The sequence below is a fragment of the Micromonospora sp. RP3T genome, from assembly GCF_003027925.1.
Lineage (GTDB): Bacteria > Actinomycetota > Actinomycetes > Mycobacteriales > Micromonosporaceae > Micromonospora.
The window spans coordinates 1-24,549 of record NZ_PYPS01000059.1; the positions used below are offsets into that span (position 1 = coordinate 1).

A 24,549-nucleotide genomic window follows, 5' to 3' on the forward strand; every position below is an offset into this window, starting at 1 on the left:
GCAGGGCGTCGGCCGGGCCGGCGTCGGGTCGGGTCAGCGCGGCGCCGACGCCGGCCAGCCCGAGCACCGCCGGCCCGAGCGGGCCGAGCGCCGGGCGGCGGCGGGCGGCGATCCCGGTCAGCGCGGCCAGCAGGGCCAGCGCCAGCCCGATGCCGCCCAGCAGCAACGGCTTGTCGTACGTGCCGAACGTGCGCACCGCCCACTCCTTGACCGGGGTCGGCGCACCGTCCACGACGGCGCCGCCGACCGCGACCAGTGGCGCCGCCTGGGGGCGGACGGCGGTGGCGAGCAGTTCCGCGACCGCCACCCCGGCGGCGGCCACGAGCAGGCCCGTCCCGGCGGCCGCCAGGGTACGGCGGATCATCGGTCTCTCCTCTCGCCGATCGCCGGCCGCGTCAGGACTTCGGCATCAGGACCGAGTCGACGATGTAGACGGTCGCGTTGGCGGTCTGCACGTTGCCGCAGATCACCATGGAGTTGCCGTTCACGGTGAACTCGGTGCCACTGCCGGCGACCGTCACCTCGCCGCCCTGGAGCGTCTTGTGCGCGCCGGCGAGCTGGTCCGGGCCGAGCCGGCCCTCGACCACGTGATAGGTCAGCACGTCCGTCAGCATCTTCTTGTCGGCGAGCACCTTGTCCAGGTCGGCCTTGGGCAGCTTGCCGAACGCGTCGTTGCTGGGCGCGAAGACGGTGAGGCCCTGCGCGCTGTTCAGCGAGTCGACCAGGCCGGCCTGCTTGACGGCGGTGACCAGCGTGCTCAGCACCGGGTTGCCGGACGCGGCGGTGGCCACCGGCACCTTGGCCATGGCGGCGAAGCTGCCCGGGTTCGTCGCGTCGGTCGGCACCGCGGCGCAGCCGGGTCCGAACTGGCCGTCGGCCATCGCCGGAGCGCTGCTGGCCGGCGCGGAACTCATCGGGGCGCTGCTGGCCGGCGCGGCGGCGCCGCTGTCGTCGCCGTCTCCGCCGCAGGCGGCGAGTCCGAGGCTGAGCGTGGCGGCAAGGGCGACGGCGGTGAGCTTCATGGGACGCATCAGGTAAATCCCTTCAGATGGTGAACTGTCGGTCTGGAAGGGATTCGGTGCCCACCGGCCCGCGGATGGGTCGATCCGCGAAAAAGATCAGGCGAGCGCGACCGCCACCAACGGGGTCATGGTCGGCCGCGCCGACCCGCCCGCCGGCTCCTCGGTCACCCCGAGGAGACCCTTGCCCCGCACCCCGGACAGCAGCGTCGAACCGCCACCCCGGCCGGCCGGCAGCACGCCGGCCGAGGTGGCCGTCGCGCCGTCGATCAGCCAGAGCTGGTAGGCCCGGCCGGCGGCGGGGACGGTCAACCCGTCGAGGAGCGCCACTCCCTCGTTCCGGCTCGGCGACGCCACCACGGTGAGCCGGCCGCCCGCCGGAACCGCTCCGGTCCGGACCACCGCGTCCGGCGCGGCCAGCACGGCACGGATCCGGCCCGCCTCGTCCCGCGCCGCGCCGGCCTCGGTGCGCGCGTCGCGTACCCGCTGCTCCTGGACGGTCCAGGTGGCCGTGCCCGCGCCGCCGACCAGCAGCACGGCGGCGGCCGCGACGGCCGCCCGGCGGCGCCACCCCCCGGCCCGGCCGCGGGCCGCCCGACCGACCGGGCCCTGTCGCTCCTGCGGGGTACGCCGCATCTCCGCCAGCACCGACGTGCGCAACGCGGGCGGCGGCACGGACCAGGTCGGGTCGGCCAGTCGGGCCGCCGTCTCGTGGAACTCGGCCAACTCCAGGGCGCAGCTCTCACAGCCGGCCAGGTGCCTGACGAACGCGGCCCGCTCGACGTCGTCCACCGCGTCGAGCACGTACGCCCCGGCGAGCGCGTGGATGTCGGTCATCGGCTGAACTCCACTCCCAGGCAGTCGCGGAGACGGATCAGCCCGTCCCGCATGCGGGTCTTGACGGTGGGCAACGCGGTGCCCAGCAGGCCGGCCACCTCGCGGTAGCTGTGCCCGCCGTAGTAGGCCAGCGTGATCGCCTCGCGCTGCATCTCGGTGAGCACGTCCAGGCAGTGCCGCACCTGCTGCCGTTCCAGGCGGGCCGCCGCCTCCTCGGCCACCTCGTCGTACGGCGTCTCGACGGAGCCGGCGGCGACACGGCGGGTGCGTTCGGCGCCGGCCTGCTCGGACCGGACCCGGTCCACGGCCCGGCGGTGGGCGATGGTGAAGACCCAGGCGGTGGCCGAGCCCTTGGCCGGGTCGAAGCGGGCGGCGGTGCGCCACACCTCGACCAGCACCTCCTGCGCGACCTCCTCGGCCTGCGCTGGGTCGCGGAGCACGCGTCGGGCCAGCCCGTAGACCCGGGGCGACACGATGTCGTAGAGGCGTTCGAACGCCGCCTCGTCGCCGCGCGCCACCGCCCGCAGCAGGCCGTCGGTCTCCGCCCGTGGGTCCGGGGCGGCCGGGGGCACGGCGTGCAGCCTCGACCGCCCCGGCACGTCACCGGCGCTGTCGCCCTCGGTCATCCGGTCCCGCCTTCCGTCCGCTCCGTCTGCCAGCACGGTAGGCATTCGGAGCGGACGCCGGCGCGGATGGCCCCGAATTCCCGGCCCGACCCGGGTCGGCGGCGTGCAGGAGGCGGAACAGCACCAGCCACTGCTCGGGCCAGACCAGCCCGACCGGGGTGTCCGGCGCGATCCGGGCGGCCCGTAGCGCGCCGTCGACCCGGCGGCGCGGGTGTGCGGTGCGCAGCGAGGCCGCGAGCGAGCCGCCGACCCCGCCGAAGCCCAGCTCCACCATCCTCCGGTACGCGGGCAGCACGCCCGGCGCCAGCAGCGGCACGGTCCGGCGCTCCAGGCGCAGGATGCCGCCGTCCACGGCGGGCACCGGCCGGAACGCGTCCCGGGGCACCCGCCCGGCCAGCCGCCAGTGGTGGTCCGGCCAGGTGAGCACCGTGAGCCGGCTCCACCGGCCGTGGTCGCCGGCGCGTTTGCGGGCGTAGTCGAGCTGGGTGAGCAGCGTGGCCGCGCGCAGTCCGGGCGCGGCGAGGCACCAGCGGACCACGGCGGCGGTCAGCGACCAGGGGATGTTGCCGGCCACCGAGAACGGCTCCCCGGGCGGCGACGCGGAGAGGAAGTCGGCCGCCCGGACCTCGACGTGCGGCAGCGGCGCGCAGCTCGCGGTCAGCTCCGGCAACACGGCCGGGTCCACCTCGTACGCGATCAGCCGCCCGCACCGCGCGGCGAGCGGGCGGGTGAGCTGGCCGCGGCCGGCGCCCACCTCCAGCAGCAGGTCGGCCGGGCCGGGGCGGGCCGCCCGGACGATCCGGGCGACGGCGGCCGGATCGGCGAGGAAGTTCTGGGACAGTACGCGACGGGACCGGTCGCGTGCGGTGGTGCGGAGTCGGCGGGGCGCCACGGGTTCGTCCTGTCTGTCGCCGGACGGCGACGGATACGGACCGCTGCGTAGAGGCCGACGCCACGCCGGGGCGGCGGCGGGATCCGACGGAGCCGGACGCCGCCGGGCTCGACGAGCCGGCGTGGATCGGGCGGGCGGTCCGAGCGGATCGGGACTCGGACGGCCCTGGAAGGTGGTCGGGACGCGAAGCGTCAGGCGCGGTGGGCGTCCCGGCCGGCCAGGGCCGGGCGCCGGACCCGCGGGCGGGCGACCAGAAGGAGCCCGGACGCGGCCGGCGGGACGGCCACGTCGATCAGGGCATGCGTGCACATGCGCGCGACGCTAGCGGCCGGCCCGCCACCCCGCGACGGGTTTTCTCACACGTCGACAGTGCGTCCCTGCGCCCGGGCGGTCTCGGCGGCGTCGAGCACCGCCACCACGTCCCGGCCGAACCGCACGTCGCAGCGGTGGTCGCGGGTGCCGGCGTCCACCTCCGCCAGCAACTGGTCGAGCGCGGCGCCGAACGCCTGGAGCGCGCTGCCGTCGCCGGGCGGGATGCTCTCGGTGCCGTTCGCGCCGAACAGGACGAAGTCACGGGTGACCGCCTCGGCCGGCGCGTCGAGGGTGAGGGAGAGCGTGCTCGTCGCGCCACCGTCGTGGGTGAGCAGCAGGTGCACCAGGCCGCTCGGGCCGTCCATCGCGGCGACCCGGGTGACCCGGCCGAGCACCGGCAGGATCAGTGACAACGCGTGCGGGCCGATGTCCCACAGCGCGCCCCGGTCGCGCCGCCACCGCGAGTCGCCGTACGGGTTCCCGGGCTGGTAGATCGAGGCGAACATGGTCCCCCGGGCGTGCTGCCAACCGCCGGCCGCGGCGGCCGAGGCGAGGACGCCGGTGACGTTGGGGTGGAAGCGCTGGGTGAAGAAGACCACCGAGGCCACCCCGGACGCCTCGGCGGCGGCGACCACCCGGTCGGCGTCGGTGAGGCTCAGCGCCAGCGGCTTGTCCAGCAGCAGGTGCCGCCCGGCGGTGGCGGCCCGGACCGCGATGTCGGCCTGCACGTCGGGCGGGAGCGCCACGGCTACCGCGTCGACGGCGTCGAGCAGCGCGTCGACGTCGGTGAAGGCCGGCACCCCGTGCCGGGTGGCCAGCGCCTCCGCCTTCGCCGGGTTGCGCCCCCACACGCCGGCCAGTCGGGCCCGGGGGTGGGCGTCGATGGCGGCGGCGTGCGTCTCCGCCGCCCAGTGACCGGTGCCGAACAACCCGAAGCGCACCCCTGCCCCCTGCCGTCGTCGTGGGCCACCGGCGTACGCCGGGACCGTGAGCCACGCTAGTCGTCCTCCCCGGCCGGCGCGCCCCGACCCGCGCGAGGGCCGGCTACTACACGACTTAGTAGGCTGGGCCGGTGAACGACACTGCGTCGATGACCAGCGCCGCGGCGGCGGGCTCGCCGGTGGACGGGTTCCTCCCCACGATCGCGATCGTGCTGTCGCTGGCGGTCGCGGTCTGGGCCCTGGTGGCCGCCGTACGCCAGCAGCCGCCGGACCGGATCCAGTTCGCCGGCCTGGCCGTGGTGGAGGTGGCGCTGCTGGCGCTGACCGTGGTGGCGCTCGTCGCCCTCGGTGGTGGGGACCGGCCGGGCGAGCCGGGGGCGTTCTTCGGCTACCTGGTGACGCTGGTCTGCCTGCCGCCGCTGGCCTGGGTGCTGGCCCGGATGGAGCCGACCCGCTGGGGCTCGGCGATCGTCTGCGCGATCTGCCTGGTCACGCCGGTCGTGGTGGTGCGGTTGCAGCAGACCTGGGAGGTCGTCGGTGGTTGAGACCCGGGCGCCCGAACGCGCCACCAACCGCGGGCCGGGGCGGCTGCTGATCGCGGTCTACATCCTCTTCGCCATCGCCGCGACGTCGCGGGCCGGGCTCCAGATCGCCACGAAGTTCGACGAGGCGCCGGTGGCGTACCTGCTCTCCGCGCTGGCCGCGCTGATCTACATCGTGGCGGCGGTCGGGCTGGCCCGGGCCGGGCACGCCGGCCGCCGGGTGGCGCTGGCCTGTTGTTCGGTGGAGCTGGTCGGGGTGCTCGCGGTGGGCGTGCTGAGCATCGCCGACCCGGAGCTGTTCCCGGACGAGACGGTCTGGTCCGACTTCGGCAGCGGCTACGGCTACATCCCGCTGGTGCTGCCCGCACTAGGCCTCCTCTGGCTCTACCGCACCCGCCGCGCCCCCGCCTGAATCGCGCGCTTTCTCGGAAAGCGTGGCCATGGAACGCGGAATGGCCCCTCTTTCCGGGAAAGAGGGGCCATCGCCGGGGAGCGGGGCGGGGTGGTCAGTCCTTGGGGCCGCCGGCTACGTAGATGACCTGGCCGGAGACGAAGGACGCGCCCTCGCTGGCCAGGAACGAGATGGTGTGCGCGACGTCCTCCGGGCGGCCGGTGCGGCGGACCGGGATCTCGGCGGCGGCGTGCTCCTGGAGCGCGGCGAACTCGACCTTCATCCGGGCCGCGGTGGCCGCGGTCATGTCGGTGACGATGAAGCCCGGCGCGACCGCGTTGACGGTCACCCCGAACGGGCCCAGCTCGATGGCGAGCGTCTTGGTGAAGCCCTGCATGCCGGCCTTGGCGGCGGCGTAGTTCGCCTGGCCCCGGTTGCCCAGCGCGGAGGTGCTGGACAGGTTGACGATCCGGCCCCACTTCCGCTCGACCATGTGCTTCTGGGTGGCCTGGCTGAACAGGAACGCGCCGCGCAGGTGCACGCCCAGGACCGTGTCCCAGTCGGCGTCGGTCATCTTGAACAGCAGGTTGTCGCGGAGCACGCCGGCGTTGTTGACCAGCACGGTCGGCGCACCCAGCTCGGCGGCGACCCGCTCGACGGCGGCCTCGACCTGAGCCCGGTCGGCCACGTCCGCGCCGACGCCGAGCGCCCGACCGCCGGCGGCGACGATGCCGTCGACGGTCTCCGCGGTGGCCGACTCCTCGATGTCGACCACGGCGACGGCCATGCCGTCGGCGGCCAGCCGGCGGGCGGTGGCCGCGCCGATGCCGCGTGCGGCTCCGGTCACGATGGCGACGCGGGGCTCCTCCGACATGATTACCTCCCGGTAACTTGGCTCGATCGGAGGAGCCTAACCCGCCGTCGCGTCGATCAGAGGGCCCCACCCCGGCAGAGCCGGATCCAGCGGTAGCCGTGGCCGTTCAGCTTCAGCCGGTCGAGCTTGCCCACCTCGTCGTAGTTGCGGTCGCTCAGCACGTCGATCGGCAGGTCCGCCTCCGGCGCCAGGGTGCTCAGGTCGACCTCCACGTCCTCGGTGCCGAGGTTGTGCAGGAAGACCATGGTCCCGGTCCGCCCGTCGGCGCGGTGCGCGAGCACGCCCGGCGGCATCGGCACGTCGATGTGGGTGGTGCTGCCGGAGCCGACCTCCGGGGCCTCCCGCAGCGTCCGGATCATCCGCTCGAACCAGCCGAGCAGCGAACGCGGGTCCTTGCGCTGGGCGGTGACGTTTACCTGCTGGTAGCCGTACTCACCCTTGTCGATCACCGGGCGGACCAGCTTCTCCGGCTCCGCGGTGGAGAAGCCGGCGTTCTCCTTGTAGGACCACTGCATCGGGGTACGGATCGCGTCGCGCCCCTTCAGCGTCAGGTCCTCCCCCATGCCGATCTCCTCGCCGTAACGCAGCACCGGCGTGCCGCGCAGCGAGAACTGGAGCGCGTACGCCAGCTCGATGTGCCGGCGGTCGTTGCCGAGCATCGGCGCGAGCCGGCGGCGGATGCCCCGGCCGTAGAGCTGCATGTTCTCGTCCGGGCCGAACTTCGCCAACACGTCGTTGCGCTGGTCGGCGGTGAGCCGGGACAGGTCGATCTCGTCGTGGTTGCGCAGGAACGTCGCCCACTGGCCGCCGGTCGGCAGCTTCGGGGTGTCGCGCAACGCGTCGATGATCGCCTCCGGGTCCTCCCGGGCGAACGCGAGCATCAGCCTGCCGTTCATCATGAAGTCGAAGAGCATGTGGATCCGGTTGCCCGAGCCGCTGCCGTCGCCGAAGTAGACCGGCAACTGGTCCGGCTCGACGTTCGCCTCGGCCAGCAGCACCGCATCACCGCGTCGCCACTGCACGTGCTGGCGCAGGTCGGTGAGGAACTCGAAGTCCTTGGTCGCGTTCGGGTTGCCCGGCTCGGTCTTCTCGATGATGAACGGCACGGCGTCCATCCGGAACCCGGAGACGCCGAGCTGGAGCCAGAACGAGGTGATCTTCTTGATCTCCGCGCGGACCTTCGGGTTCTCGATGTTCAGGTCCGGCTGGAACTTGTAGAACCGGTGGTAGAACCACGCCTTGGCGGTCCGGTCGTAGGTCCAGGTCTCGTGCTGCTCGCCCGGGAACACCATGCCCTGGTGCCGGTCGTCCGGCTCGTGGTCGGCCCAGACGTACCAGTCGCGGTACGGCGAGTCGGGCGAGGACCGGGCGGACTGGAACCACGGGTGCTGGTCCGAGGTGTGGTTGACCACCAGATCGATGATCACCCGAATGCCCCGGTTCTGCGCCTGGTGCAGCAGTTCGGCGAAGTCGCCGAGCGTCCCGAGCCGCGGGTCGACGTTGTAGAAGTCGGTCGCGTCGTACCCGTCGTCCTTGTTGGGGGACGGATGGATCGGGTTGAGCCAGAGGCAGGTCACCCCCAGCCGCGCCAGGTAGTCCAGCCGGCCGATCAGCCCCTGGAAGTCACCCACCCCGTCGCCGTCGGAGTCCGCGTACGTGTCGACGTCGAGGCAGTAGACGACCGCCTCCTGATACCACCTGTCACCCATGCGGGCTCTACTTCTCCGAACGCCCGCGCCGGCAAACCCCGGTACCGTGCCCCCATGAGCGAGGACGCATCGGGCACCGACTGGTCCGGCGGCACGTGGCTCAACCCGCCGGAGCGGGCCGAGGCGGTCGACGGCGGGCTGCTTGTCGAGCCGCGCGGGGGCAGCGACTTCTGGCGGCGCACCAGCTACGGCTTCGTGCACGACGACGGTTCGGCGCTGCTCGCGCCGTTCGCCGGGGACACCGCTGTGGAGGTGTCGTTCCGGCTCGACTACGCCGCGCAGTTCGACCAGGCCGGCGTGCTGGTGCGGGTGGACGAGCGGCGGTGGACGAAGGCCGGGGTCGAGGTGAGCGACGGCGTACCGCAGGTCGGCGCCGTGGTGACCGACGAGTTCTCCGACTGGTCGGTGGCGCCGGTGCCGGAGTGGTCGGGGCGGGAGGTGACGGTCCGGGTGAGCCGGGCCGGCGACGCGTTGACGGTCCGCGCCCGGGTGGACGGCGAGCCGTGGCGGCTGGTGCGGGTCGCGCCGCTCGACCCGGCGGCGACGGCGACGGCCGGGCCGTACTGCTGCTCGCCCAGCCACGGCGGCCTGCTGGTCCGCTTCACCGGCTGGCGGTGGGGGCCGGCGGACGAGGCGCTGCACCCGGAGGGTTAGCCCGGTCACCGGCGGGTGTGAGCAAAGCTCACCCGGGTACTACCCCCGGATCTCCGGCACCCCGTGTGGAAGGACCGCCATGGCCCTCGCCCAGAACGTCGATCCGAACCAGTTCACCGGGCTGACCGGGTGGGTGGCGAGCGTGATCGACGCGTGGGGCGCGGTCGGCGTGGCGCTGCTCGTGGCGCTGGAGAGCATCATCCCGCCGATCCCGAGCGAGATCGTGCTGGCGATGGCGGGCTACCTGTCCGCCGAGGGCCGGTTCAACGTGGTGGTGATCGTGCTGGCCGCGACCGCCGGCTCGCTGCTCGGCGCGCTGGTGCTCTACTGGCTCGGCGCGGCGCTCGGCGAGGACCGGCTCAAGCGGTGGCTCGACCACATCCCGCTGGTCGACCTGGAGGACCTGGAGAAGGCGGACCGCTGGTTCGAGCGGCACGGCCGCTGGGCGGTGCTGATCGGCCGGGTGGTGCCGGTGGTGCGCAGCCTGGTGTCGATCCCGGCCGGCGCGAACCGCATGCCGCTGGGCGAGTTCATCCTGCTCACCACGCTCGGCAGTGGGGTGTGGAACACGCTGATCGTGGGCGCCGGCTTCCTGCTCGGCTCGCGCTGGGAGGACGTCGACCGCTACAGCCAGTGGTTCAACTACGCGATCTTCGCGGTCTTCGGCGTGATGATCGTGAGCTGGGCGGCGAAGAAGGTGCGCCGGCGGCGTGCCCGGCAGTCGGTGACCACCGGGCGCTGACCGTCGGCGAGGTGTTAAGCGGGGCCCCCGCCACATCCGAATGCGTTAAGCGGGGGCCCCGCCTTACACATCAGCGGCGGAACGTGAACCAGTTGACGTTGACGAAGTCCGACGGCTGGCCGCTGCTGAACGTGAGATAGACGGTGTGCCGGCCGGTCACCGCGCCCACGTTGCCGGGCACCGAGGTCCAGGTCTGCCAGCCGCCGGTGTTGCCGACCGCGAAGCTGCCGATCGGTGTCGCGGTCGGGCTGTCCACCCGCACCTCCACCAGGCCGCTCACCCCGGCCGCCGCGCCGGACGCGACCCGGGCCACGAAGTCCCGTGGCGGCGTGGAGCCGAAGTCCACGTTGTCGTAGCGGGCCCAGTCACCGTTGGCCAGGAAGCCGATGTCCTGCCCGCCCTCGGCGCACGTCTCCACCTGCACGCCGTTCTGCGCGTTGAACGACTCGGCCTGGATGGTCGCGTACGCGTCCCGCACCCCGCCCGGCGGCGGCGTGGTCGGCGTCGGCGACGGGTTGCTCCCGCCGCCCCGGGAGTAGACCGCCACGTAGTCGACGAGCATCGGTCGGCCGGACACGGTCGACGCGGTCGGCGTGGCGGAGCCGGCGACGCCGTTCGGGAAGCCGCCGCCCATCGCCACGTTGAGCAGCAGGAAGTAGCCGGCGTGACTGGTCATCTGGGTCCAGTACGGCTCACCGACCTGGGTCTGGGTGACGGTGTGGAACTGCTGGCCGTCGACGTACCAGCGCAGTTGCTGGGGGCTCACCGAGGTGTCCCACTCGAACCGGTAGGTGTGGAACGCCGACTGGCAGGTGCTCCCGGGGCAGGCCCGGGACGCGCCCCGGCCGTTGAACTCGTCGCACGGGCCGCCCGGCGCGACGCCGCAGTGCAGCACGCCCCAGACCGAGTTGATCCCGTTGACGTTCTCCATCACGTCGAACTCGCCGATGCCGGGCCAGTTCTGGTAGTTGCCCCGGTAGGGCGAGCCGAGCGCCCAGAACGCCGGCCAGTAGCCGGCCGCCGCCGCGCCGGTGACGTTGGGCATCTGGATGCGGCCCTCGATCGCCAGCACACCGCCGCTCGCCGGCTTGAAGTTGCTGCGTACCGTCTCGATCCGGGCCGACGTCCAGCGGCCGGCGCTGTCCTTCAGCGGGGTGATGCGCAGGTTGCCGGCCCCGTCCTGGGACAGGTTGGCGGTGCTGGAGGTGTAGGTCTGGATCTCGCCGGTGCCCCAGTTGGCCGGGCCGCCCGGGTAGCTGGTGCCGGTGTCGACGATCCAGTTGGCGGACGACGGCAGCGTGCCGGCCGCGCCGGTGAAGTCGTCGCTCCACACCAGGTTCCACCCGGCGGGTGGGGACGGCACGGCGGCCTGCGCGGTCATCTGGACGCCGGCGAGCGCGGTGGTGGCGGCGAGCACGGTCGCGGCCAGGGCGAGCCGGCGGTGGGACCGGGGCACGGTGGTGGGGGCGGCCGGGGCCGCCGGAATCGGGTTCATCGGGGTGCCTCTCTGCGGGGACGGGGCGGAGAGCGCTCTCTGAGAGCGATTTGTACGCGCCCGCCCCCGCATTTGTCAACAATCTTCAATGAATGCCGGTGGCGGCGACGATCAGGAGGACTCGCGGACCAGCGGGAACGGCAACGTCTCCCGGATCGAACGGCCGGTCAGCAGCATCACCAGGCGGTCCACGCCGAGCCCCAGCCCACCGGTCGGCGGCATCGCGTACTCCAGCGCGGTGAGGAAGTCCTCGTCCAGCTCCATCGCCTCCGGGTCGCCGCCGGCCGCCTGCAACGACTGCGCGGTGAGCCGCCGCCGTTGCTCGGTCGGATCGACCAGCTCGGAGTACGCCGTGCCCAGCTCCATCCCGTACGCCACCAGGTCCCAGCGCTCGGCCAACCGGGGATCACGCCGGTGCTGGCGGGTCAACGGCGACACCTCGGTCGGGAAGTCGAGATAGAACGTGGGCGCCTCGGTACGCGCCTCGACCAGCCGCTCGTACAGCTCCAGCAGCACCGCGCCGGCCGACCAGCGCGGATCGAACGGCACCCCGGCCGCGTCGGCCAGCTTGCGCAACGCGGCCAGCTCGGTGTCGGCGGTGACCTCCTCGCCCAGCGCCGCCGAGACCGCCTCGTGCACCGTGACCGCCCGCCACTCGCCGCCCAGGTCGACCAGCTCGCCGTCGGGCCGGCGGGCCACCGGCGCACCGTGCACCGCGGTCGCCGCCGCCACGATCAGCTCCCGGGCCAGCACCCGCATGTCCTGGTAGTCGGCGTACGCCTGGTACGCCTCCAGCACGGTGAACTCCGGGTTGTGGGTGGCGTCCACGCCCTCGTTGCGGAACGCCCGGCCCAGCTCGTAGACCCGCTCGATGCCGCCCACGGCGAGCCGCTTCAGATACAGCTCCGGCGCGATCCGCAGGCTCAACCGCAGGTCGTACGCGTTGATGTGGGTGACGAACGGGCGGGCGTTCGCGCCGCCGTGCACCCGTTGCAGGATCGGCGTCTCCACCTCCAGGAAGTCCCGCCCGGCCAGGCCGGCGCGCAGGCTGTGCAGCGTCGCGCTCCGGGCCCGCACCATTTCCCGGGCCGCCGGGTCCAGCGCCAGGTCCAGGTACCGCTGCCGGACCCGGGCCTCCGGATCGGCCAGCCCGTGGTGCTTGTCCGGCAGCGGGCGCAGGCACTTGGCGGTCAGCTCCCAGCCGGTCACCCGCACCGACACCTCGCCGCGCCGGGTCGCGTACACCTCGCCGGTGACGCCCACGTGGTCGCCGATGTCGACGGTCGACCGCCACCGGTCCAGGTCGTGCTCCAGCATCACCTGAAGATCGCCGCTGCCGTCCCGCACGGTGGCGAACAGGACCCGCCCGTGGTCGCGGACCAGCAGCACCCGCCCGGCCACCGCCACCGTCTCGCCGGCGCCGGTGTCCGGGGCCAGCGCGGCGTGCCGGTCCCGCACCGCCGCGCAGCTCGCGGTGCGCGGATAGCCCACCGGGTACGGGTCGACGCCGGCCGCGCGCAGCCGGTCGAGCTTCGCCAGGCGTACCCGGATCTGCTCCGGCCGGCGCGCGGCGGGCGGCTCCGGCGGGACGGCCCGGACCGCCGCGGCGGCCGGCGGCACGTAGCCGATCCCGCCGCCGGCCGGCGGGACCCCGTGCAGCGGCGTGGGCCGCCCACCCGGCAGGGCCAGGAAGCCCTCCGCGGCGACCGCCGCGAGACCCACCCGGGCCAGTTCCCGGCGCTCGGCGAAGCAGAGGTAACGCGGCGTCCAGTGCGGCTGGTACTTCGCGTTGGAGAGGTAGAGCGACTCCAACTGCCACCAGCGGGAGAAGAAGAGCAGCGTGTGCCGCCAGGCCCGGATGATCGGACCGGCGCCGATCCGCGCGCCCTGCTCGAACACCGACCGGAACGCGGCGAAGTTGAGCGACACCCGGTCGACGCCGAGGCGCGGGCCGGCGGCCAGCAGCGCGGCCACCATGAACTCGGTGACGCCGTTCTCGGCGGCGCGGTCCCGGCGCATCAGGTCCAGCGAGACGCCGTGCGTGCCCCACGGGCTGAACGAGAGCAGCCCGCGCACCCGGCCCGCGCCGTCGCACGCCTCGACCAGCACGCAGTCACCGTCGGCCGGGTCCCCGAGCCGGCCCAACGCCATCGAGAAGCCGCGCTCGTGCCCGGTGTCCCGCCACGCGGTGGCCAGCCCGGCCACCTCGGCCAGCTCCTCCGGCGGAATCTCGGCGTGCCGGCGGACCCGGGCGGTGTAGCCGGCCCGCTCGACCCGGTGCACCGCCTGCCGGACCGGCCGCATGTCCCGGCCGTCCAGGTCGAACTCCCGGGTGTGCAGGATCGCCTCGTCGCCGAGCTGGAGCACCTTCAGGCCGTGCCGGCGGTACGCCCGCGCGCCGGCCTCGCTGGCGCCGAGCACCGCCGGCGTCCACGCGTACGCCCGGGAATGCTCCAGCCACGCCTCGATGGCCGGCCCCCACGCCTCCGGGTCGCCGACCGGGTCACCGCTGGCCAGGCTGACGCCGTTGACCACCCGGTAGGTGAGCGCGGCCTTGCCGCTGGCCGAGAAGACGGCCGCCTTGTCCCGCCGGGTGGCGAAGTAGCCGAGCGAGTCCCGCTCGCCGTGCCGGGCCAGCAGCTCCCGGATCCGCTCCTCCTCACCGGCGTGCAGCACCGCGTTGGCCCGCTGCGAGCGGACCAGCGTGAACAGCGCGGCCAGGAACGCCGCCGCGCCGAACGCGCCGAGCAGCAGGTTGACCCAGCCGGGCGCCTGGCCGCGACGGGTCAGGTCCAGCGTGATCGCGCCACCGAAGACCTTCTCCACCGCGTAGCCCAGCCGGTCCGACCAGGTGTGCAGGCTGCCCGGCTCGACCAGGAGCAGCAGATAGCCCAGGCCGACGAAGGCGGCGGCCAGGCCGGCGAGCACGCCCAGCGCCCGCCAGGTGCTGCCGGGCCGGACCCGGGCGTAGAACTCCCGCCGCGCGGCCACCAGCAGCGCCACCGCGGCGGCGGCGAACGCGATGCCGACCCAGACGCCGATCGTCTCCAGCGTGCCGAAGAGGCGCTGGCCGGCGGCGTGGTTCAGCTCGTTGGCGCCCACCATCAGCAGCAGCCCACCGGCCGTCAGGCCGACCACCAGCGTGAGGCTGAAGTAGACAAGCAGCACCCACCAGGCCAGCCGCTTGCGCCGCCGCGCGGCGGCGGCCAGGACGCCGAGGAAGACCGCGTACGCGAGGTTCGCCGGCGCGGGCACCAGCAGCGCGTCGATCGCGGTGCGGACCGGTTGGACGTCGGCGGCCACCGCGCTGCTCAGCGCCGCCAACGCGCACACCGCCGCGATCACCGCGAGCAGGATCGCGAAGCCGCGCGGAACCTGGGCGCGAACACCGGTCACCGTGCGCGACGTGCCGTTCGGAGTCACCACGACCTCCTCCGGCCCGGCGACCGCCCGCCGGGCCGGCTCATCGTAGTCCCGCGTCCCGTCACCCGACGGCCCTCCGGGGCACGGCGGCGCACAACCGACCGGGCGGATCGGGCCGACACGCCGTCCGACGCGTTTCCGGGCATCGACACGGTGGGTAACAGGGCGTCGACCACGCGGCACGGTGTCGCGGCCGGTCGGAAAGAGACGGTGGTGGCGATGAGCGGCTCAGTGGCGGAGCGGGAACGGCACGCCGCCGAGGGCGGGACGGACCTGCTGACGGTCGGCGTGGAGGAGGAGTTCCTGCTCGCCGATCCACACACCGGGACCGCCGTGCCCGCCGTCGAGCTGGTGATGGAACAGGTGCCGGCCGAGCTGCGCGGCCAGGTGGAACGCGAGTTCCAGACCAGCCAGATCGAGATCGGCAGCCCGCCGGGGCTGGAGCTGTCCTCGATCCGGCACTCGCTGGGGGTGCTCCGCGCCGAGCTGGCCGACGCGGCCGAGCGGGCCGGCGTACGCCTGCTGGCGATCGGCACCGGGCCGGTCGACGGACCGGTGCCGGCGGTGGTGGACAAGCCGCGCTTCGACCGGATGATCGAACGGTTCCGGCTGCTGGTGCCCGGTCCGGGCAACAACGGCATGCACGTGCACGTCGGCGTGCCGGACCCGGACACCGGCGTGCTGGTACTCAACCACGTCCGCCCCTGGCTGCCGATCCTCCAGGCGGTCACCACCAACTCCCCGTTCTCCCGGGGCGAGGACACCGGCTACGCGAGCTGGCGCTCGATCGAGTGGGAACGCTGGCCGTCCGTGGCGCCCACGCCCTACCTGGAGTCGCACGAGCACTACCAGCGGCTGATCCGGCAGCTCATCGCCAGCGGCGTGATGCTGGACGAGGGAATGCTCTACTGGTACGCCCGGCTCTCCGCCAAGTACCCGACCGTGGAGATCAGGATCGGCGACGTCTGCCCGTCGGTGGACGACGCGGTGCTGGTGGCCGCGCTGGTCCGGGGCCTGGTCGCGACCGCGCTCACCGACATCGCGGCCGGCCGGCGGGCCGTCAACACCGATCATCACCTGCTGGTCGCCGCGCACTGGCGGGCCGCCCACGACGGGCTGGAGGGTCAGGGCGTCGACCTGACCGACGGCGAGCTGCGCCCGGCCTGGGAGCTGCTGGAGCGACTCGTCGACCGGATCCGCCCGGAGCTGGAACGGCACGGCGACCTCGACCGGGTGACCGAGCTGCTGGACGGCCTGCGCCGGCACGGCAGCGGCGCGGCCCGGCAGCGGGCGGTGTTCGCGAAGACCGGCAAGCTGGTCGACGTGGTCGCGGACGTGGCCCGGCAGACCCGTGGTTGAGCCACCCCGCGGCCCGGTCGGGGCGTGACAGGATGAGCGGCGTGGCGGAGCGGATGATCGTCGTCGGCGGGGACGCCGCCGGCATGTCGGCGGCCTCCCAGGCGCGGCGCCGCCGCGACCGGGCGGACCTGGAGATCGTCGCGTTCGAGCGGGGGCACTTCACGTCCTACTCGGCCTGCGGCATCCCGTACTGGGTGAGCGGCCTGGTGCCGGAACGCGACCAGCTCGTCGCCCGCACCCCGGCCGCGTTCCGCGACGACTTCGACATCGACGTCCGGACCCGGCACGAGGTCACCGCCATCGACCTGGACCGCCGCGAGGTGGTCGCCCGGGACCTCGACGGCGGCGGCGAGGTCCGCGCCGGCTTCGACACCCTGGTGTACGCCACCGGCGCGACCCCGGTGCAGCCGGAGTGGGCCCGCGACGAGGTGGCCGGCGTGTTCGGCGTGCAGACGCTCGACGACGGCGCCGCGCTGCTCGACTGGCTCGAACGCGAGCCCCGGCCGCGGCACGCGGTGGTGGTCGGCGGCGGCTACGTCGGCGTCGAGATGGCCGAGGCGCTGGTGCAGCGCGGGCTCACCGTCCAGTTGGTCGAGCAGGCCGCGCAGCCGATGGCGACCGTGGACCCGGACATGGGCGAACTGGTCGGCGAGGCGATGCGTCGGGTCGGCATCGGCATCCGCACCGGGCTGACCGTCACCGGCCTGGAGGAACGGGACGGCCGGATCGCCGCGGTGGTCACCGACGAGGGGCCGATCCCGGCCGACGTCGTGGTGCTGGGTCTCGGCGTACGCCCCAACACCCGGCTCGCCGAGGCCGCCGGCCTGCCGCTCGGGCCGTCCGGCGCGATCCGGGTGGACCGCCGGATGCGGGTGCCCGGCGTGCCCGGCGTGTGGGCGGCCGGCGACTGCGTGGAGAGCCTGCACCGGGTCAGCGGCATGCCGGTGCACGTCCCGCTCGGCACGCACGCCAACAAGCAGGGCCGGGTCGCCGGGATCAACATCGGCGGCGGGTACGCCACGTTCCCCGGCGTGATCGGCACCGCCGTCACCAAGGTCTGCGAGCTGGAGGTCGGGCGCACCGGGCTGCGCGAGCGGGACGCCGCCGAGTCCGGGTTCGAGTTCGTCACCGTGATCGCCGAGTCGACGAACCGGGCCGGCTACTACCCGGGCGCGCAGAAGATGACCGTGAAGCTGATCGCCGAGCGGCCCAGCGGTCGGCTGCTCGGGGCGCAGATCGTCGGCTGGTCCGAGGCGGCCAAGCGGATCGACGCGTTGGCCGTGGCGCTGTGGAACGGCATGACGGTGGACGAGATGACCGCGCTCGACCTCGGTTACGCACCCCCGTACGCCCCGGTCTGGGACCCGGTGCTGATCGCCGCCCGCAAGGCCGTCGACGCCCTCGCCGAGACGTAAGGCCGGGCCCCTTCTTAACGCCTTCCGCATAGGCGGGGCCCCTTCTTAACGCCTTCCGCCGTGACGGGGCGGACGCGCGCCGCCCGGGCGCGGTGGAATCGGCGGGTGCGGGCATCCGGGGACGACGCGTCACGGCTGGAGTGGTTGCTGCTCGGGCAGTCCGGGGTGCTCACCTGGGCCCAGGCGACGGAGGTGCTGACGCCGGGCCGGGTGCGACACCTGGTGGCGAGCGGTCGCTGGCACCGGGTGTGCCGGGGGATCGTGTGCGCCGCGCCGGGTGGGCCGTACACCCGGGAGCAGCAGTGGTGGATCGCGGTGCTGGCGGCGGGCGACGGCGCGGTGCTCGCCGGGCTGGCCGCCGCGCGGGCCGGCGGCCTGCGCGGCACCTGGCGGTACGCCGCGCTCGACGTCCTGGTGCCACACGACCGCCGGGCGGCCGACCTGCTGCGCCGGCTGTCGCTGGGCCTGCCGGCGGTGCGGGTCCACCGGGTACGTCACCTGTGCCACGCCGACCGCCGGCCGGGCCGACCGCACCGCACCGGCATGGCCCGCTCGCTGGTGGACGCGGCGGGCTGGGCCGGCACCGACGACGAGGCGCAGGAGATCGTGGCGGCCGGCTGCCAACAGCGGCGGGCCACCCCGGCGGAGCTGGGCGCGGTGCTGGACCGGCTGCCCCAGGCGCGACGGCGCCGCCTGATCCGGCAGACGCTGCACGACGTGGCCGGCGGCGCGGAGGCGCTGTCCGAGATCGACCTGGTGCGACTCTGCCGCCGCCACGGCCTGCCCGTCCCCGAGGGACAGGAGCGCCGCCGGGACGCGGACGGCCGGCAGCGCTACCTGGACGCGTACTGGCGGCGCTGGCGGCTGCACGTGGAGGTGGACGGCGCGCACCACATGGACGTCCGGCACTGGGCGGCGGACCTGCGCCGGCAGAACCGCGTCTGGATCGAGGGCGACCGCATCCTGCGCTTCACCGCGTTCGACGTGCGCCACCGTCCGGTCGAGGTGGCCGCCCAGCTCCGCGCCGCCCTGACCGCCGCCGGGTGGCACCCCTGAACCGGTGGGTGCAGTTGTTGTCGCTCTGGCGACCACAGGTGCACCCACACCGACGGCCGGGCTCGGGCAGGATGGCCGGATGCGGTGGGAGATCCCGGAAGGGTTGCGGTGGACCGAACGGACGCCGCTCGGGCGGGCCTGGCTGGCGGAGCTGCCGGACCGGTTGGCGGAGTGCGTGGCGCAATGGGAGCTGACGGCCGTCGGGCCGCCGTTCGCCTACGCGTTCGCCTCGCTGGCCCTGCCGGCCGAGCTGCCGGACGGCACGCGGGCGGTGCTGAAACTGCAGTACCCGGACGACGACAGCGTCCACGAGGGCACCGCGCTGGCACACTGGGCGGGCCGGGGCGCGATCCGGCTGCTCGCCCACGACGCCGACCGTCGCGCGCTGCTGGTCGAGCGCTGCGACCCGGGCGTACCGCTGCACACGCTGGCGCTCGACGAAGCGCTCGACGCCGCGGTCGACCTGCTGCCCCGGCTCGCGGTGCCGGCCGGCCCGCCGTTCACGCCGCTCGCCGAGGAGGCGGCCGGCTGGGCCGAGCGGATGCCGGCCAACTGGCGGCGGACCAACCGGCCGTACGAGCGGCGACTGCTCGACGCCGCGCTCGGCCTGCTCGCCGAACTGGCCCCGGACCAGGGCGAACAGGTGCTGGTCAACCAGGATCTGCACGCCGGCAACGTGCTGGCGGCCGACCGCGAGCCGTGGCTGGTCATCGACCCGAAGCCGCTCGTCGGCGAGCGGGAGTTCGCGGTGGTGCCGCTGGTCCGGGGCGCCGAGCTGGGGCACTCCCCCACGGCGGTGCGGCGCCGGCTCGACCGGCTCAGCACCGAGCTGGGCCTGGACCGGGCCCGGGTCCGCGGCTGGGCGATCGGCCAGACGCTGGCCTGGAGCGTCGGCGGCGACGAGGTCTTCCCCGGCAACATCGAGGCGGCCCGCTGGCTGCTCGACGAGACGTGACCGAGCCTGGAACGAGACGTGGCTCAGCCGGCCTGGCAGGTGGGGCACCAGTAGAGGTTGCGGCCGGCCAGCGTGCCCCGGCTCACCGGGGTGCCGCAGACGTGGCAGGGCGCGCCCGGGCGGCGGTAGACGTACACCTCGCCGCCGTGCCGGTCGACGCGCGGCGCCCGACCGGTCGCCTCCGGCAGGTCCGCGTCGCGCACGGTGTCGATCCGGCCGCGCCCGACCGCGCGGGTCATCAGCACCACCAGGTCCGCCCAGAGTTCCGCCCAGCCGGCCGGGGTCAGCTCCCGCCCGGGCAGCAGCGGTGGCAGCCCGGCACGGAACAGCGCCTCGGTCACGAAGATCAGCCCGGTGCCGGCCACCACCGACTGGTCCAGCAGCAGCGCGGCGAGCGGGGTGGGGCTGCGCCGGATCCGCGCGTACGCCCGGTCCGGGTCGGCGTCGGCGCGCAGCGGGTCGGGGCCGAGCCGGCCGCGCAGCGCCGCCACCTCGGGCGGGGTGAGCAGCTCGCAGGCGGCGGGGCCGCGCAGCTCCAACCAGTTGCGGTCGCTGTGCAGGCGCAGCCGAAGCTGACCGACCGGGGCCGGCGGCTCCCCCGGCCCGTCGGCGAACCTGCCGTACAGCCCGAGGTGCACGTGCAGCGTCAACTCGCCGGCGTAGTGGTGCAGCAGGTGCTTGCCGTACGCCTCGGTGCTGTCCAGGACGGTGCCGGTGAGCCGGGCCGCGCCCTCGGCGAAGCGCCCCTGCGGGCTGTCGGCGTGCACCTTGTCGCCGGCGAACAACTCGGCGTGGCGGGCGGCGAGGCGGTGGATGGAGTGTCCCTCTGGCACAGGTGCCAAGCGTAGTCAGCGGTGCTCACCGCTGCCGGCCGACCGCCGCCAGGTCGAGCAGGTGGGCCAGGCGGTACCGCAGCACCCGCGCCTGCCCGACCGACAACACCACGGCGGAGGCCGCGCCGCTCAGGCTCACCATCGTCTCGGCGGCGGGATGCAGCGCCCGCACCAGCCCGACCTCGACGACCGACGACTCCGCGCGGTTGGTGTCCACCCGGCGGGCCCGGGAACAGTGCCGGCCGCGGAGCCGGCAACGGTCCCGGTCGCACCAGCGCGGATGGGCCAGGTCGTCCGGGGCGGCGAGGGCACCGGTCGGATAGACGAACACGTGCCCGCAGGGCCGCGACACCCCGGGCCCCAGACCGATCGGGTACGCGTCCAGCCCGGCCCGGCCGAGCGCGCCAACCGCGTGCGGGGTGTGCGCCGCGCAGGTGTACGCGCAGGCGTCCAGGGAGTCCGTCGTGTACAGCTCGATCCGCAGCGTCGCCGGTGCGCCGCACTCGGGCAGGGTGGGTAGGTTGCTCACTGGTCGCCTCCTCGTGGGTGGCTGAGGTCGCCTGACTCAGTGCCAAACTATCAGTGTTCAGTTGGCCTCATCAAGTAACTTTCTCCGTTCGCTGTTGGCCAATGGCAATCGCGAAATTTACGCAGCATTTGGCCGATGGGATCATCTGTGGCATGGCCAACCGACTGGCGGATGCGGTGCGCGCGTTTCACCTGGCGCAGGCGACCGCCGCTGCCTCCGCCCAGCGCGCGGCCGAGGATCGCGAGAAGGTCACCGAGGCACGCGACCAGCTCGCCACCGCGATCGTCGAGGCGTCCCGGGGCGGCATGCGCCAAGTCGACATCGTGCGGGTCACCGGTTACACGCGTGAGCGCGTGCGTCAGATTCTCCGCTCCCACGGCATCGCGCCCGACTAGGCCGCGTCGCCAGCCCGCGACCACGGCACGGGACGTCATTGAATCGACGTCTGTCGAATGCCAGACTGACTCCGGTCGCGCTCGGGAGCCGGTGCGAGCCGCTCGATCCAGCAGGAGAGTGACGCGCGGGGTGGTGCGCCACCCGGCGCCGGGCAGTCCTCTCCGGCAGTCCGCCGTGCCGCCGTTGCGCCACCGGGGCGGTTGAACGCCACCACCGCCGATCGCGCCGCGGGGCCCGCAGCTCAGCTCAGGAGCGCAGATGATTCGTACCCTCGGCGCGGCTCTGGCCGCCGCCCTCACCCTGACCGGCCTGGCCGCCTCGACCGGTGCCGCCCAGTCGCCCGCCACCGTCCTGACGACACCCGCGCCCACACCGACGCTGGCGTGCCCGCCGGCGCTGCCGGTCAGCGGCCAGGTGACCGGCGCCACCGCCACCAGCCTCACCGTCAGGTACTCGATCCTGCTCCGCCCGCCCTGCGGTTACGACCCGCCGATGGTCGTCACCCTCTTCACCAGCCGCGAGGACGCCACCGGGTGGCGTAACCCGGTGGCCGAGGCGGTCTCCGGGCCGGAACTCTTCGGGACGGTGACGGTCGACGGGCTGACGCCCGACACCGACTACTGGTTCCGGTTCAGCGACGCGCACGGCACGCGCGATCCGTACCTCGTCGGCGGGCCGGCGCGGACGCTGCCGACATCGACGTGCGCCGCGACGGCCACCATCGACAGCAGGTGGTACGGCGGCTTCATCGTCACGGTCACCGTGCGCAACACCGGGACCGAGCCGATGCGCGGCTGGTTGGTCTCGTGGCGGTGGTCCGGTGACGAGCGCATCCAGTCGATCTGGGGCGGGGTGGCCGAGAGCGCCGACCAGAACGTGACGGTCCGCAACGCCTCCTGGAACGAAACGCTGACGCCGGGCACCTCGACGACGTTCGGGCTGATGGTGGCCGTCAGCGGCTGGTCCAGCGGCTTCACGCCGGTCTGCGGTCGGTGACCGGCATGCGGTCTCCCACGGACGGATCGATCGGACGCCTCCTGGCGGCCGGGACGGCGCTGGTCGTGGCCCTCGCGATGATGGTCGGGCCGGGCACGGGCGCGCTGGCGGCGGCGGTGACGGTCACCAACGGCACGCAGTTCACCGACACGAGCGGCGCGGTGGTGCACGCCCACGGCGGCGGCGTCCTCAAGGTCGACAACTACTACTACTGGTTCGGCGAGAACCGGAACCCGGACAACACGTTCCGGGCGGTCTCCGTCTACCGCTCCACGGACCTGCGCACCTGGGAGTTCCGCAACAACGTGCTGACCCAGGCGTCGGCGACCGAACTCCAGCGGGCCAACATCGAACGGCCGAAGGTCATCTACAACGCCGGCACCGGCCGGTTCGTGATGTGGATGCACAAGGAGAACGGGTCCGACTACAACGAGGCGCGGGCCGCCGTCGCGTCGTCCGCCACGGTGGACGGCACCTACACCTACCACGGCAGCTTCCGGCCGCTCGGGCAGCACATGTCCCGGGACATCACGCTCTACAACGACAACGGCACCGCGTACATGATCTCGGCGGCCAACGAGAACCGCGACCTGAACATCTACCGGCTCACCTCGGACTACCTCAACGTCGCCGGCCTGGTGGGCAACTTCTGGGCCGGCGCGACGCGCGAGGCGCCCGCGATGTTCAAGCGGGGCGGCACGTACTTCCTGCTGACCTCGGCGGCGACGGGCTGGAGCCCGAACCAGGCCCGGTACGCCACCGCGCCGAGCATCTCGGGACCGTGGAGCGGCTGGACCGACGTGGGCAACGGCACCACGTTCAACTCCCAGCCCGCCTTCGTGCTGCCGATCCAGGGCACCGCCACCACGAGCTACCTCTACCTGGGTGACCGGTGGGCAGGGGCGTGGGGCGGGCCGGTGAACGACTCGCAGTACGTGTGGCTGCCGATCTCGTTCCCCACCAGCACCAGCATGAGCCTGACCTGGTACCCGTCGGTCACCATCGACACGGCCACGGGGACGGTCACCGGTGACACGCCGGTCTCGTACCGGGTCACCGCCCGGCACAGCGGCCGGGTGCTGGACGTGATCGGCAACTCCACCGCGAACAACGCCGAGGTCAAGCAGTGGGCGTGGAACGGCGGCGGGAACCAACGGTGGGAGTTCCAGGACGCCGGCGGCGGCTGGTTCCGCCTGGTGAACGCCAACAGCGGCAAGTGTCTCGACGTCGCCGACGCGTCCACCGCCGACGGCGCGAACATCATCCAGTACACCTGCGGCGGGGGCGCGAACCAGCAGTGGCAGTGGGCCGCGGTCGGCAGCTGGTTCCAGCTCCGGGCCCGGCACAGCGGCAAGTGCCTGGACGTGGTCAACGCCGGCACCGGCGACGGCGCGGACGTCCAGCAGCTCACCTGCGGCGGGGGCACCAACCAGCAGTGGTCACGCACCCAGTCCTGACGACGACGCCCGCGTGACGGTGACCGGACCCGCCCCGGCCGACCGGACGTCGGCCGGCCGGGGCGGGCCCGGTTCCGTCGTCGGGTGTCGATTTCCGCACGCCTGGGTACCTCCTTCCTGTCATGCGCGGCCTCCGCGCCTGCATCAGGAGGTACCAAGGTGAACATCCTGTCCCGCCGGAACTCTCCGGCGCGCAGTACCGATGTGAACGGCGACGGTGTCGTGGACGCCCGCGACGAGACCCCGGCCGCCGACGGAACCCCGGCCGCGGACGGAACGGCCGACCGGCCGGTGGTGACCGACCGCGACGCGGCACGGACCACGTACCGCAGCGGCGCCACCGCCACCGAGGCGGAGCGGGCCGCCGACGCCGGGCCGGTCGCCGACGCGAGGCCGGCCGGTGACGCCGGACCGGTCACCGGCACCGGGCCGGTCACCGACGCGGCGGGCGTCGAGACCGCGCCCCGCACCGGTGAGGCGGAGCGGCGGGCGGCGCAGCGGGCCGCCTCGGCCCGGGCGGCGACCAGCCGGCCGTCGGGTCGGAGTACGCGGACCGTCGACCCGGAACCCACCCGGGAGCAGACCGTCGACCTGAACGGGGACGGCCGCCCGGACCGTGCCGTCGACCTGAACGGGGACGGCCGCCCGGACCGTGCCGTCGACCTGGACCGGGACGGCCGCGCGGACCGTCCCGTCGACGTGGACGGCGACGGTCGCCCGGACCGGACACTCGACCCGGAGCTGACGAAGAAGCCGCGGGCCAGCCTGCTCGCCACGCTCGGTCTGATCGTGTCCGTGGTCGGCGCGCTCTTCGTGCTCTCCGGCACGCTGGCCGGCTACGGCATCGGGCTCGGCGCGGTCGGCGCGGTGCTCGCGGTGCTGGGTCTGATCGCCACCCGACGCCGGCACGTGGCCGGGAAGACCGACGCGCTGATCGGCATCCTGGTCGGCCTGGCCGCCGTGGTGCTCGGCATCGTGGCGATGACCGGCCAGTTCGACTGGCCGACCGCGGACGGCGAGTGGGTGGGCCGCTTCCGCGAGTGGCTTGATTCACAGTTTGTCGATCGATTCTGAGGGCACTATTTCGATCGCCGGC

Annotated in this window: 22 protein-coding genes and 2 pseudogenes; 12 read left to right on the top strand and 12 right to left on the bottom strand. The window is 74.0% G+C overall.

What is annotated here, in order from left to right:
* From C8054_RS30205 to C8054_RS30230, 6 genes and pseudogenes are all read right to left on the bottom strand, one after another.
* A pseudogene (locus C8054_RS30205) lies at positions 1 to 364 on the bottom strand (molybdopterin-binding oxidoreductase); the annotation flags it as partial.
* 31 nt (positions 365 to 395) lie between these two features.
* Complete coding sequence (locus C8054_RS30210) at positions 396 to 1,031, bottom strand: fasciclin domain-containing protein (protein ID WP_107162564.1); 636 nt, start codon at positions 1,029 to 1,031, stop codon at positions 396 to 398.
* Between the two features lie 87 nt (positions 1,032 to 1,118).
* On the bottom strand, positions 1,119 to 1,856 hold the full coding sequence (locus C8054_RS30215; RefSeq protein WP_107162565.1) for an anti-sigma factor: 738 nt from the start codon (positions 1,854 to 1,856) through the stop codon (positions 1,119 to 1,121).
* Positions 1,853 to 2,482: a sigma-70 family RNA polymerase sigma factor gene (locus C8054_RS30220; protein ID WP_107162566.1), complete on the bottom strand. Its 630-nt coding sequence runs from the start codon at positions 2,480 to 2,482 to the stop codon at positions 1,853 to 1,855. Before C8054_RS30220 ends, C8054_RS30215 begins: the two co-directional genes overlap by 4 nt.
* A 106-nt stretch (positions 2,483 to 2,588) precedes the next feature.
* Positions 2,589 to 3,374 (bottom strand): annotated as a pseudogene (gene erm / locus C8054_RS30225) (ErmE/ErmH/ErmO/ErmR family 23S rRNA (adenine(2058)-N(6))-methyltransferase); the annotation flags it as partial.
* 356 nt (positions 3,375 to 3,730) lie between these two features.
* Positions 3,731 to 4,627, bottom strand: coding sequence for a Gfo/Idh/MocA family protein (locus tag C8054_RS30230; protein ID WP_107162568.1), 897 nt, complete (start codon positions 4,625 to 4,627; stop codon positions 3,731 to 3,733).
* A 149-nt stretch (positions 4,628 to 4,776) separates the two neighbouring features.
* Here C8054_RS30230 and C8054_RS30235 point away from each other — a divergent pair, with 149 nt between their 5' ends.
* Both C8054_RS30235 and C8054_RS30240 read left to right on the top strand, forming a co-directional pair.
* Positions 4,777 to 5,172 (top strand): hypothetical protein, encoded by a 396-nt coding sequence (locus tag C8054_RS30235; protein WP_199199984.1) that lies wholly within the window; start codon positions 4,777 to 4,779, stop codon positions 5,170 to 5,172.
* Entirely contained in the window at positions 5,165 to 5,581 is a 417-nt protein-coding gene (locus C8054_RS30240; protein ID WP_107162570.1) for a hypothetical protein, read from the top strand. Before C8054_RS30235 ends, C8054_RS30240 begins: the two co-directional genes overlap by 8 nt.
* A gap of 94 nt (positions 5,582 to 5,675) precedes the next feature.
* Here the strand turns inward: C8054_RS30240 and fabG are convergent, their stop codons facing one another.
* Positions 5,676 to 6,434, bottom strand: a complete 759-nt coding sequence (gene fabG / locus C8054_RS30245) for a 3-oxoacyl-ACP reductase FabG (RefSeq protein ID WP_107162571.1) — start codon at positions 6,432 to 6,434, stop codon at positions 5,676 to 5,678.
* A 56-nt stretch (positions 6,435 to 6,490) separates the two neighbouring features.
* Positions 6,491 to 8,143 carry an alpha-amylase family protein gene (locus C8054_RS30250; RefSeq protein WP_107162572.1) on the bottom strand — a complete coding sequence of 551 codons (1,653 nt, stop codon included), beginning with the start codon at positions 8,141 to 8,143 and terminating at the stop codon, positions 6,491 to 6,493.
* A 54-nt stretch (positions 8,144 to 8,197) separates the two neighbouring features.
* Between C8054_RS30250 and C8054_RS30255 the strand changes: the two genes are divergently transcribed.
* Together C8054_RS30255 and C8054_RS30260 are read left to right on the top strand one after the other, a co-directional pair.
* Complete coding sequence (locus tag C8054_RS30255) at positions 8,198 to 8,797, top strand: DUF1349 domain-containing protein (RefSeq protein WP_107162573.1); 600 nt, start codon at positions 8,198 to 8,200, stop codon at positions 8,795 to 8,797.
* Positions 8,798 to 8,876: 79 nt separating this feature from the next.
* Positions 8,877 to 9,539 (top strand): DedA family protein, encoded by a 663-nt coding sequence (locus tag C8054_RS30260; RefSeq protein ID WP_107162574.1) that lies wholly within the window; start codon positions 8,877 to 8,879, stop codon positions 9,537 to 9,539.
* Between the two features lie 70 nt (positions 9,540 to 9,609).
* Here the strand turns inward: C8054_RS30260 and C8054_RS30265 are convergent, their stop codons facing one another.
* Positions 9,610 to 11,034, bottom strand: coding sequence for a carbohydrate-binding protein (locus tag C8054_RS30265; RefSeq protein WP_107162575.1), 1,425 nt, complete (start codon positions 11,032 to 11,034; stop codon positions 9,610 to 9,612).
* Positions 11,035 to 11,145: 111 nt separating this feature from the next.
* Positions 11,146 to 14,457, bottom strand: coding sequence for a bifunctional lysylphosphatidylglycerol synthetase/lysine--tRNA ligase LysX (lysX, locus tag C8054_RS30270; RefSeq protein ID WP_233220244.1), 3,312 nt, complete (start codon positions 14,455 to 14,457; stop codon positions 11,146 to 11,148).
* Between the two features lie 210 nt (positions 14,458 to 14,667).
* Here lysX and C8054_RS30275 point away from each other — a divergent pair, with 210 nt between their 5' ends.
* From C8054_RS30275 to C8054_RS30290, 4 genes are all read left to right on the top strand, one after another.
* On the top strand, positions 14,668 to 15,816 hold the full coding sequence (locus C8054_RS30275) for a glutamate--cysteine ligase (protein WP_107162576.1): 1,149 nt from the start codon (positions 14,668 to 14,670) through the stop codon (positions 15,814 to 15,816).
* Between the two features lie 41 nt (positions 15,817 to 15,857).
* The gene (locus C8054_RS30280) at positions 15,858 to 17,231 is read left to right on the top strand and encodes an FAD-dependent oxidoreductase (RefSeq protein WP_107162577.1); all 1,374 of its coding nucleotides are present in this window, start codon (positions 15,858 to 15,860) and stop codon (positions 17,229 to 17,231) included.
* Positions 17,232 to 17,336: 105 nt separating this feature from the next.
* Positions 17,337 to 18,287: a hypothetical protein gene (locus C8054_RS30285; protein ID WP_107162578.1), complete on the top strand. Its 951-nt coding sequence runs from the start codon at positions 17,337 to 17,339 to the stop codon at positions 18,285 to 18,287.
* Positions 18,288 to 18,366: 79 nt separating this feature from the next.
* Complete coding sequence (locus C8054_RS30290; protein ID WP_107162579.1) at positions 18,367 to 19,242, top strand: aminoglycoside phosphotransferase family protein; 876 nt, start codon at positions 18,367 to 18,369, stop codon at positions 19,240 to 19,242.
* 23 nt (positions 19,243 to 19,265) lie between these two features.
* On the opposite strand, the gene C8054_RS30295 is transcribed toward C8054_RS30290, so the two are convergent.
* The gene (locus tag C8054_RS30295; protein WP_107162580.1) at positions 19,266 to 20,075 is read right to left on the bottom strand and encodes an Fpg/Nei family DNA glycosylase; all 810 of its coding nucleotides are present in this window, start codon (positions 20,073 to 20,075) and stop codon (positions 19,266 to 19,268) included.
* 25 nt (positions 20,076 to 20,100) lie between these two features.
* A complete protein-coding gene (locus C8054_RS30300; protein WP_107162581.1) occupies positions 20,101 to 20,604 on the bottom strand; it encodes a hypothetical protein in 504 nt (167 codons plus the stop codon).
* A gap of 152 nt (positions 20,605 to 20,756) precedes the next feature.
* Here C8054_RS30300 and C8054_RS30305 point away from each other — a divergent pair, with 152 nt between their 5' ends.
* From C8054_RS30305 to C8054_RS30320, 4 genes are all read left to right on the top strand, one after another.
* On the top strand, positions 20,757 to 20,999 hold the full coding sequence (locus tag C8054_RS30305) for a hypothetical protein (protein ID WP_146180009.1): 243 nt from the start codon (positions 20,757 to 20,759) through the stop codon (positions 20,997 to 20,999).
* A gap of 259 nt (positions 21,000 to 21,258) precedes the next feature.
* Positions 21,259 to 21,996 (top strand): cellulose binding domain-containing protein, encoded by a 738-nt coding sequence (locus C8054_RS30310; RefSeq protein WP_107162583.1) that lies wholly within the window; start codon positions 21,259 to 21,261, stop codon positions 21,994 to 21,996.
* 5 nt (positions 21,997 to 22,001) lie between these two features.
* Positions 22,002 to 23,453, top strand: coding sequence for an RICIN domain-containing protein (locus C8054_RS30315; RefSeq protein ID WP_107162589.1), 1,452 nt, complete (start codon positions 22,002 to 22,004; stop codon positions 23,451 to 23,453).
* Between the two features lie 204 nt (positions 23,454 to 23,657).
* Positions 23,658 to 24,527, top strand: coding sequence for a DMT family transporter (locus tag C8054_RS30320; protein WP_233220245.1), 870 nt, complete (start codon positions 23,658 to 23,660; stop codon positions 24,525 to 24,527).
* Positions 24,528 to 24,549 lie beyond the last annotated feature (22 nt).

Bases quoted from the DNA above. Each gene is read 5' to 3' on its own strand.
- C8054_RS30260 (WP_107162574.1), top strand. From the start codon at position 8,877: ATGGCCCTCGCCCAGAACGTCGATCCGAACCAGTTCACCGGGCTGACC.
- C8054_RS30250 (WP_107162572.1), bottom strand. From the start codon at position 8,143: ATGGGTGACAGGTGGTATCAGGAGGCGGTCGTCTACTGCCTCGACGTC.
- C8054_RS30305 (WP_146180009.1), top strand. From the start codon at position 20,757: ATGGCCAACCGACTGGCGGATGCGGTGCGCGCGTTTCACCTGGCGCAG.
- C8054_RS30210 (WP_107162564.1), bottom strand. From the start codon at position 1,031: ATGCGTCCCATGAAGCTCACCGCCGTCGCCCTTGCCGCCACGCTCAGC.
- fabG (WP_107162571.1), bottom strand. From the start codon at position 6,434: ATGTCGGAGGAGCCCCGCGTCGCCATCGTGACCGGAGCCGCACGCGGC.
- C8054_RS30215 (WP_107162565.1), bottom strand. From the start codon at position 1,856: ATGACCGACATCCACGCGCTCGCCGGGGCGTACGTGCTCGACGCGGTG.
- C8054_RS30315 (WP_107162589.1), top strand. From the start codon at position 22,002: ATGCGGTCTCCCACGGACGGATCGATCGGACGCCTCCTGGCGGCCGGG.
- C8054_RS30220 (WP_107162566.1), bottom strand. From the start codon at position 2,482: ATGACCGAGGGCGACAGCGCCGGTGACGTGCCGGGGCGGTCGAGGCTG.
- C8054_RS30310 (WP_107162583.1), top strand. From the start codon at position 21,259: ATGATTCGTACCCTCGGCGCGGCTCTGGCCGCCGCCCTCACCCTGACC.
- C8054_RS30265 (WP_107162575.1), bottom strand. From the start codon at position 11,034: ATGAACCCGATTCCGGCGGCCCCGGCCGCCCCCACCACCGTGCCCCGG.
- C8054_RS30290 (WP_107162579.1), top strand. From the start codon at position 18,367: ATGCGGTGGGAGATCCCGGAAGGGTTGCGGTGGACCGAACGGACGCCG.
- C8054_RS30255 (WP_107162573.1), top strand. From the start codon at position 8,198: ATGAGCGAGGACGCATCGGGCACCGACTGGTCCGGCGGCACGTGGCTC.
- C8054_RS30235 (WP_199199984.1), top strand. From the start codon at position 4,777: ATGACCAGCGCCGCGGCGGCGGGCTCGCCGGTGGACGGGTTCCTCCCC.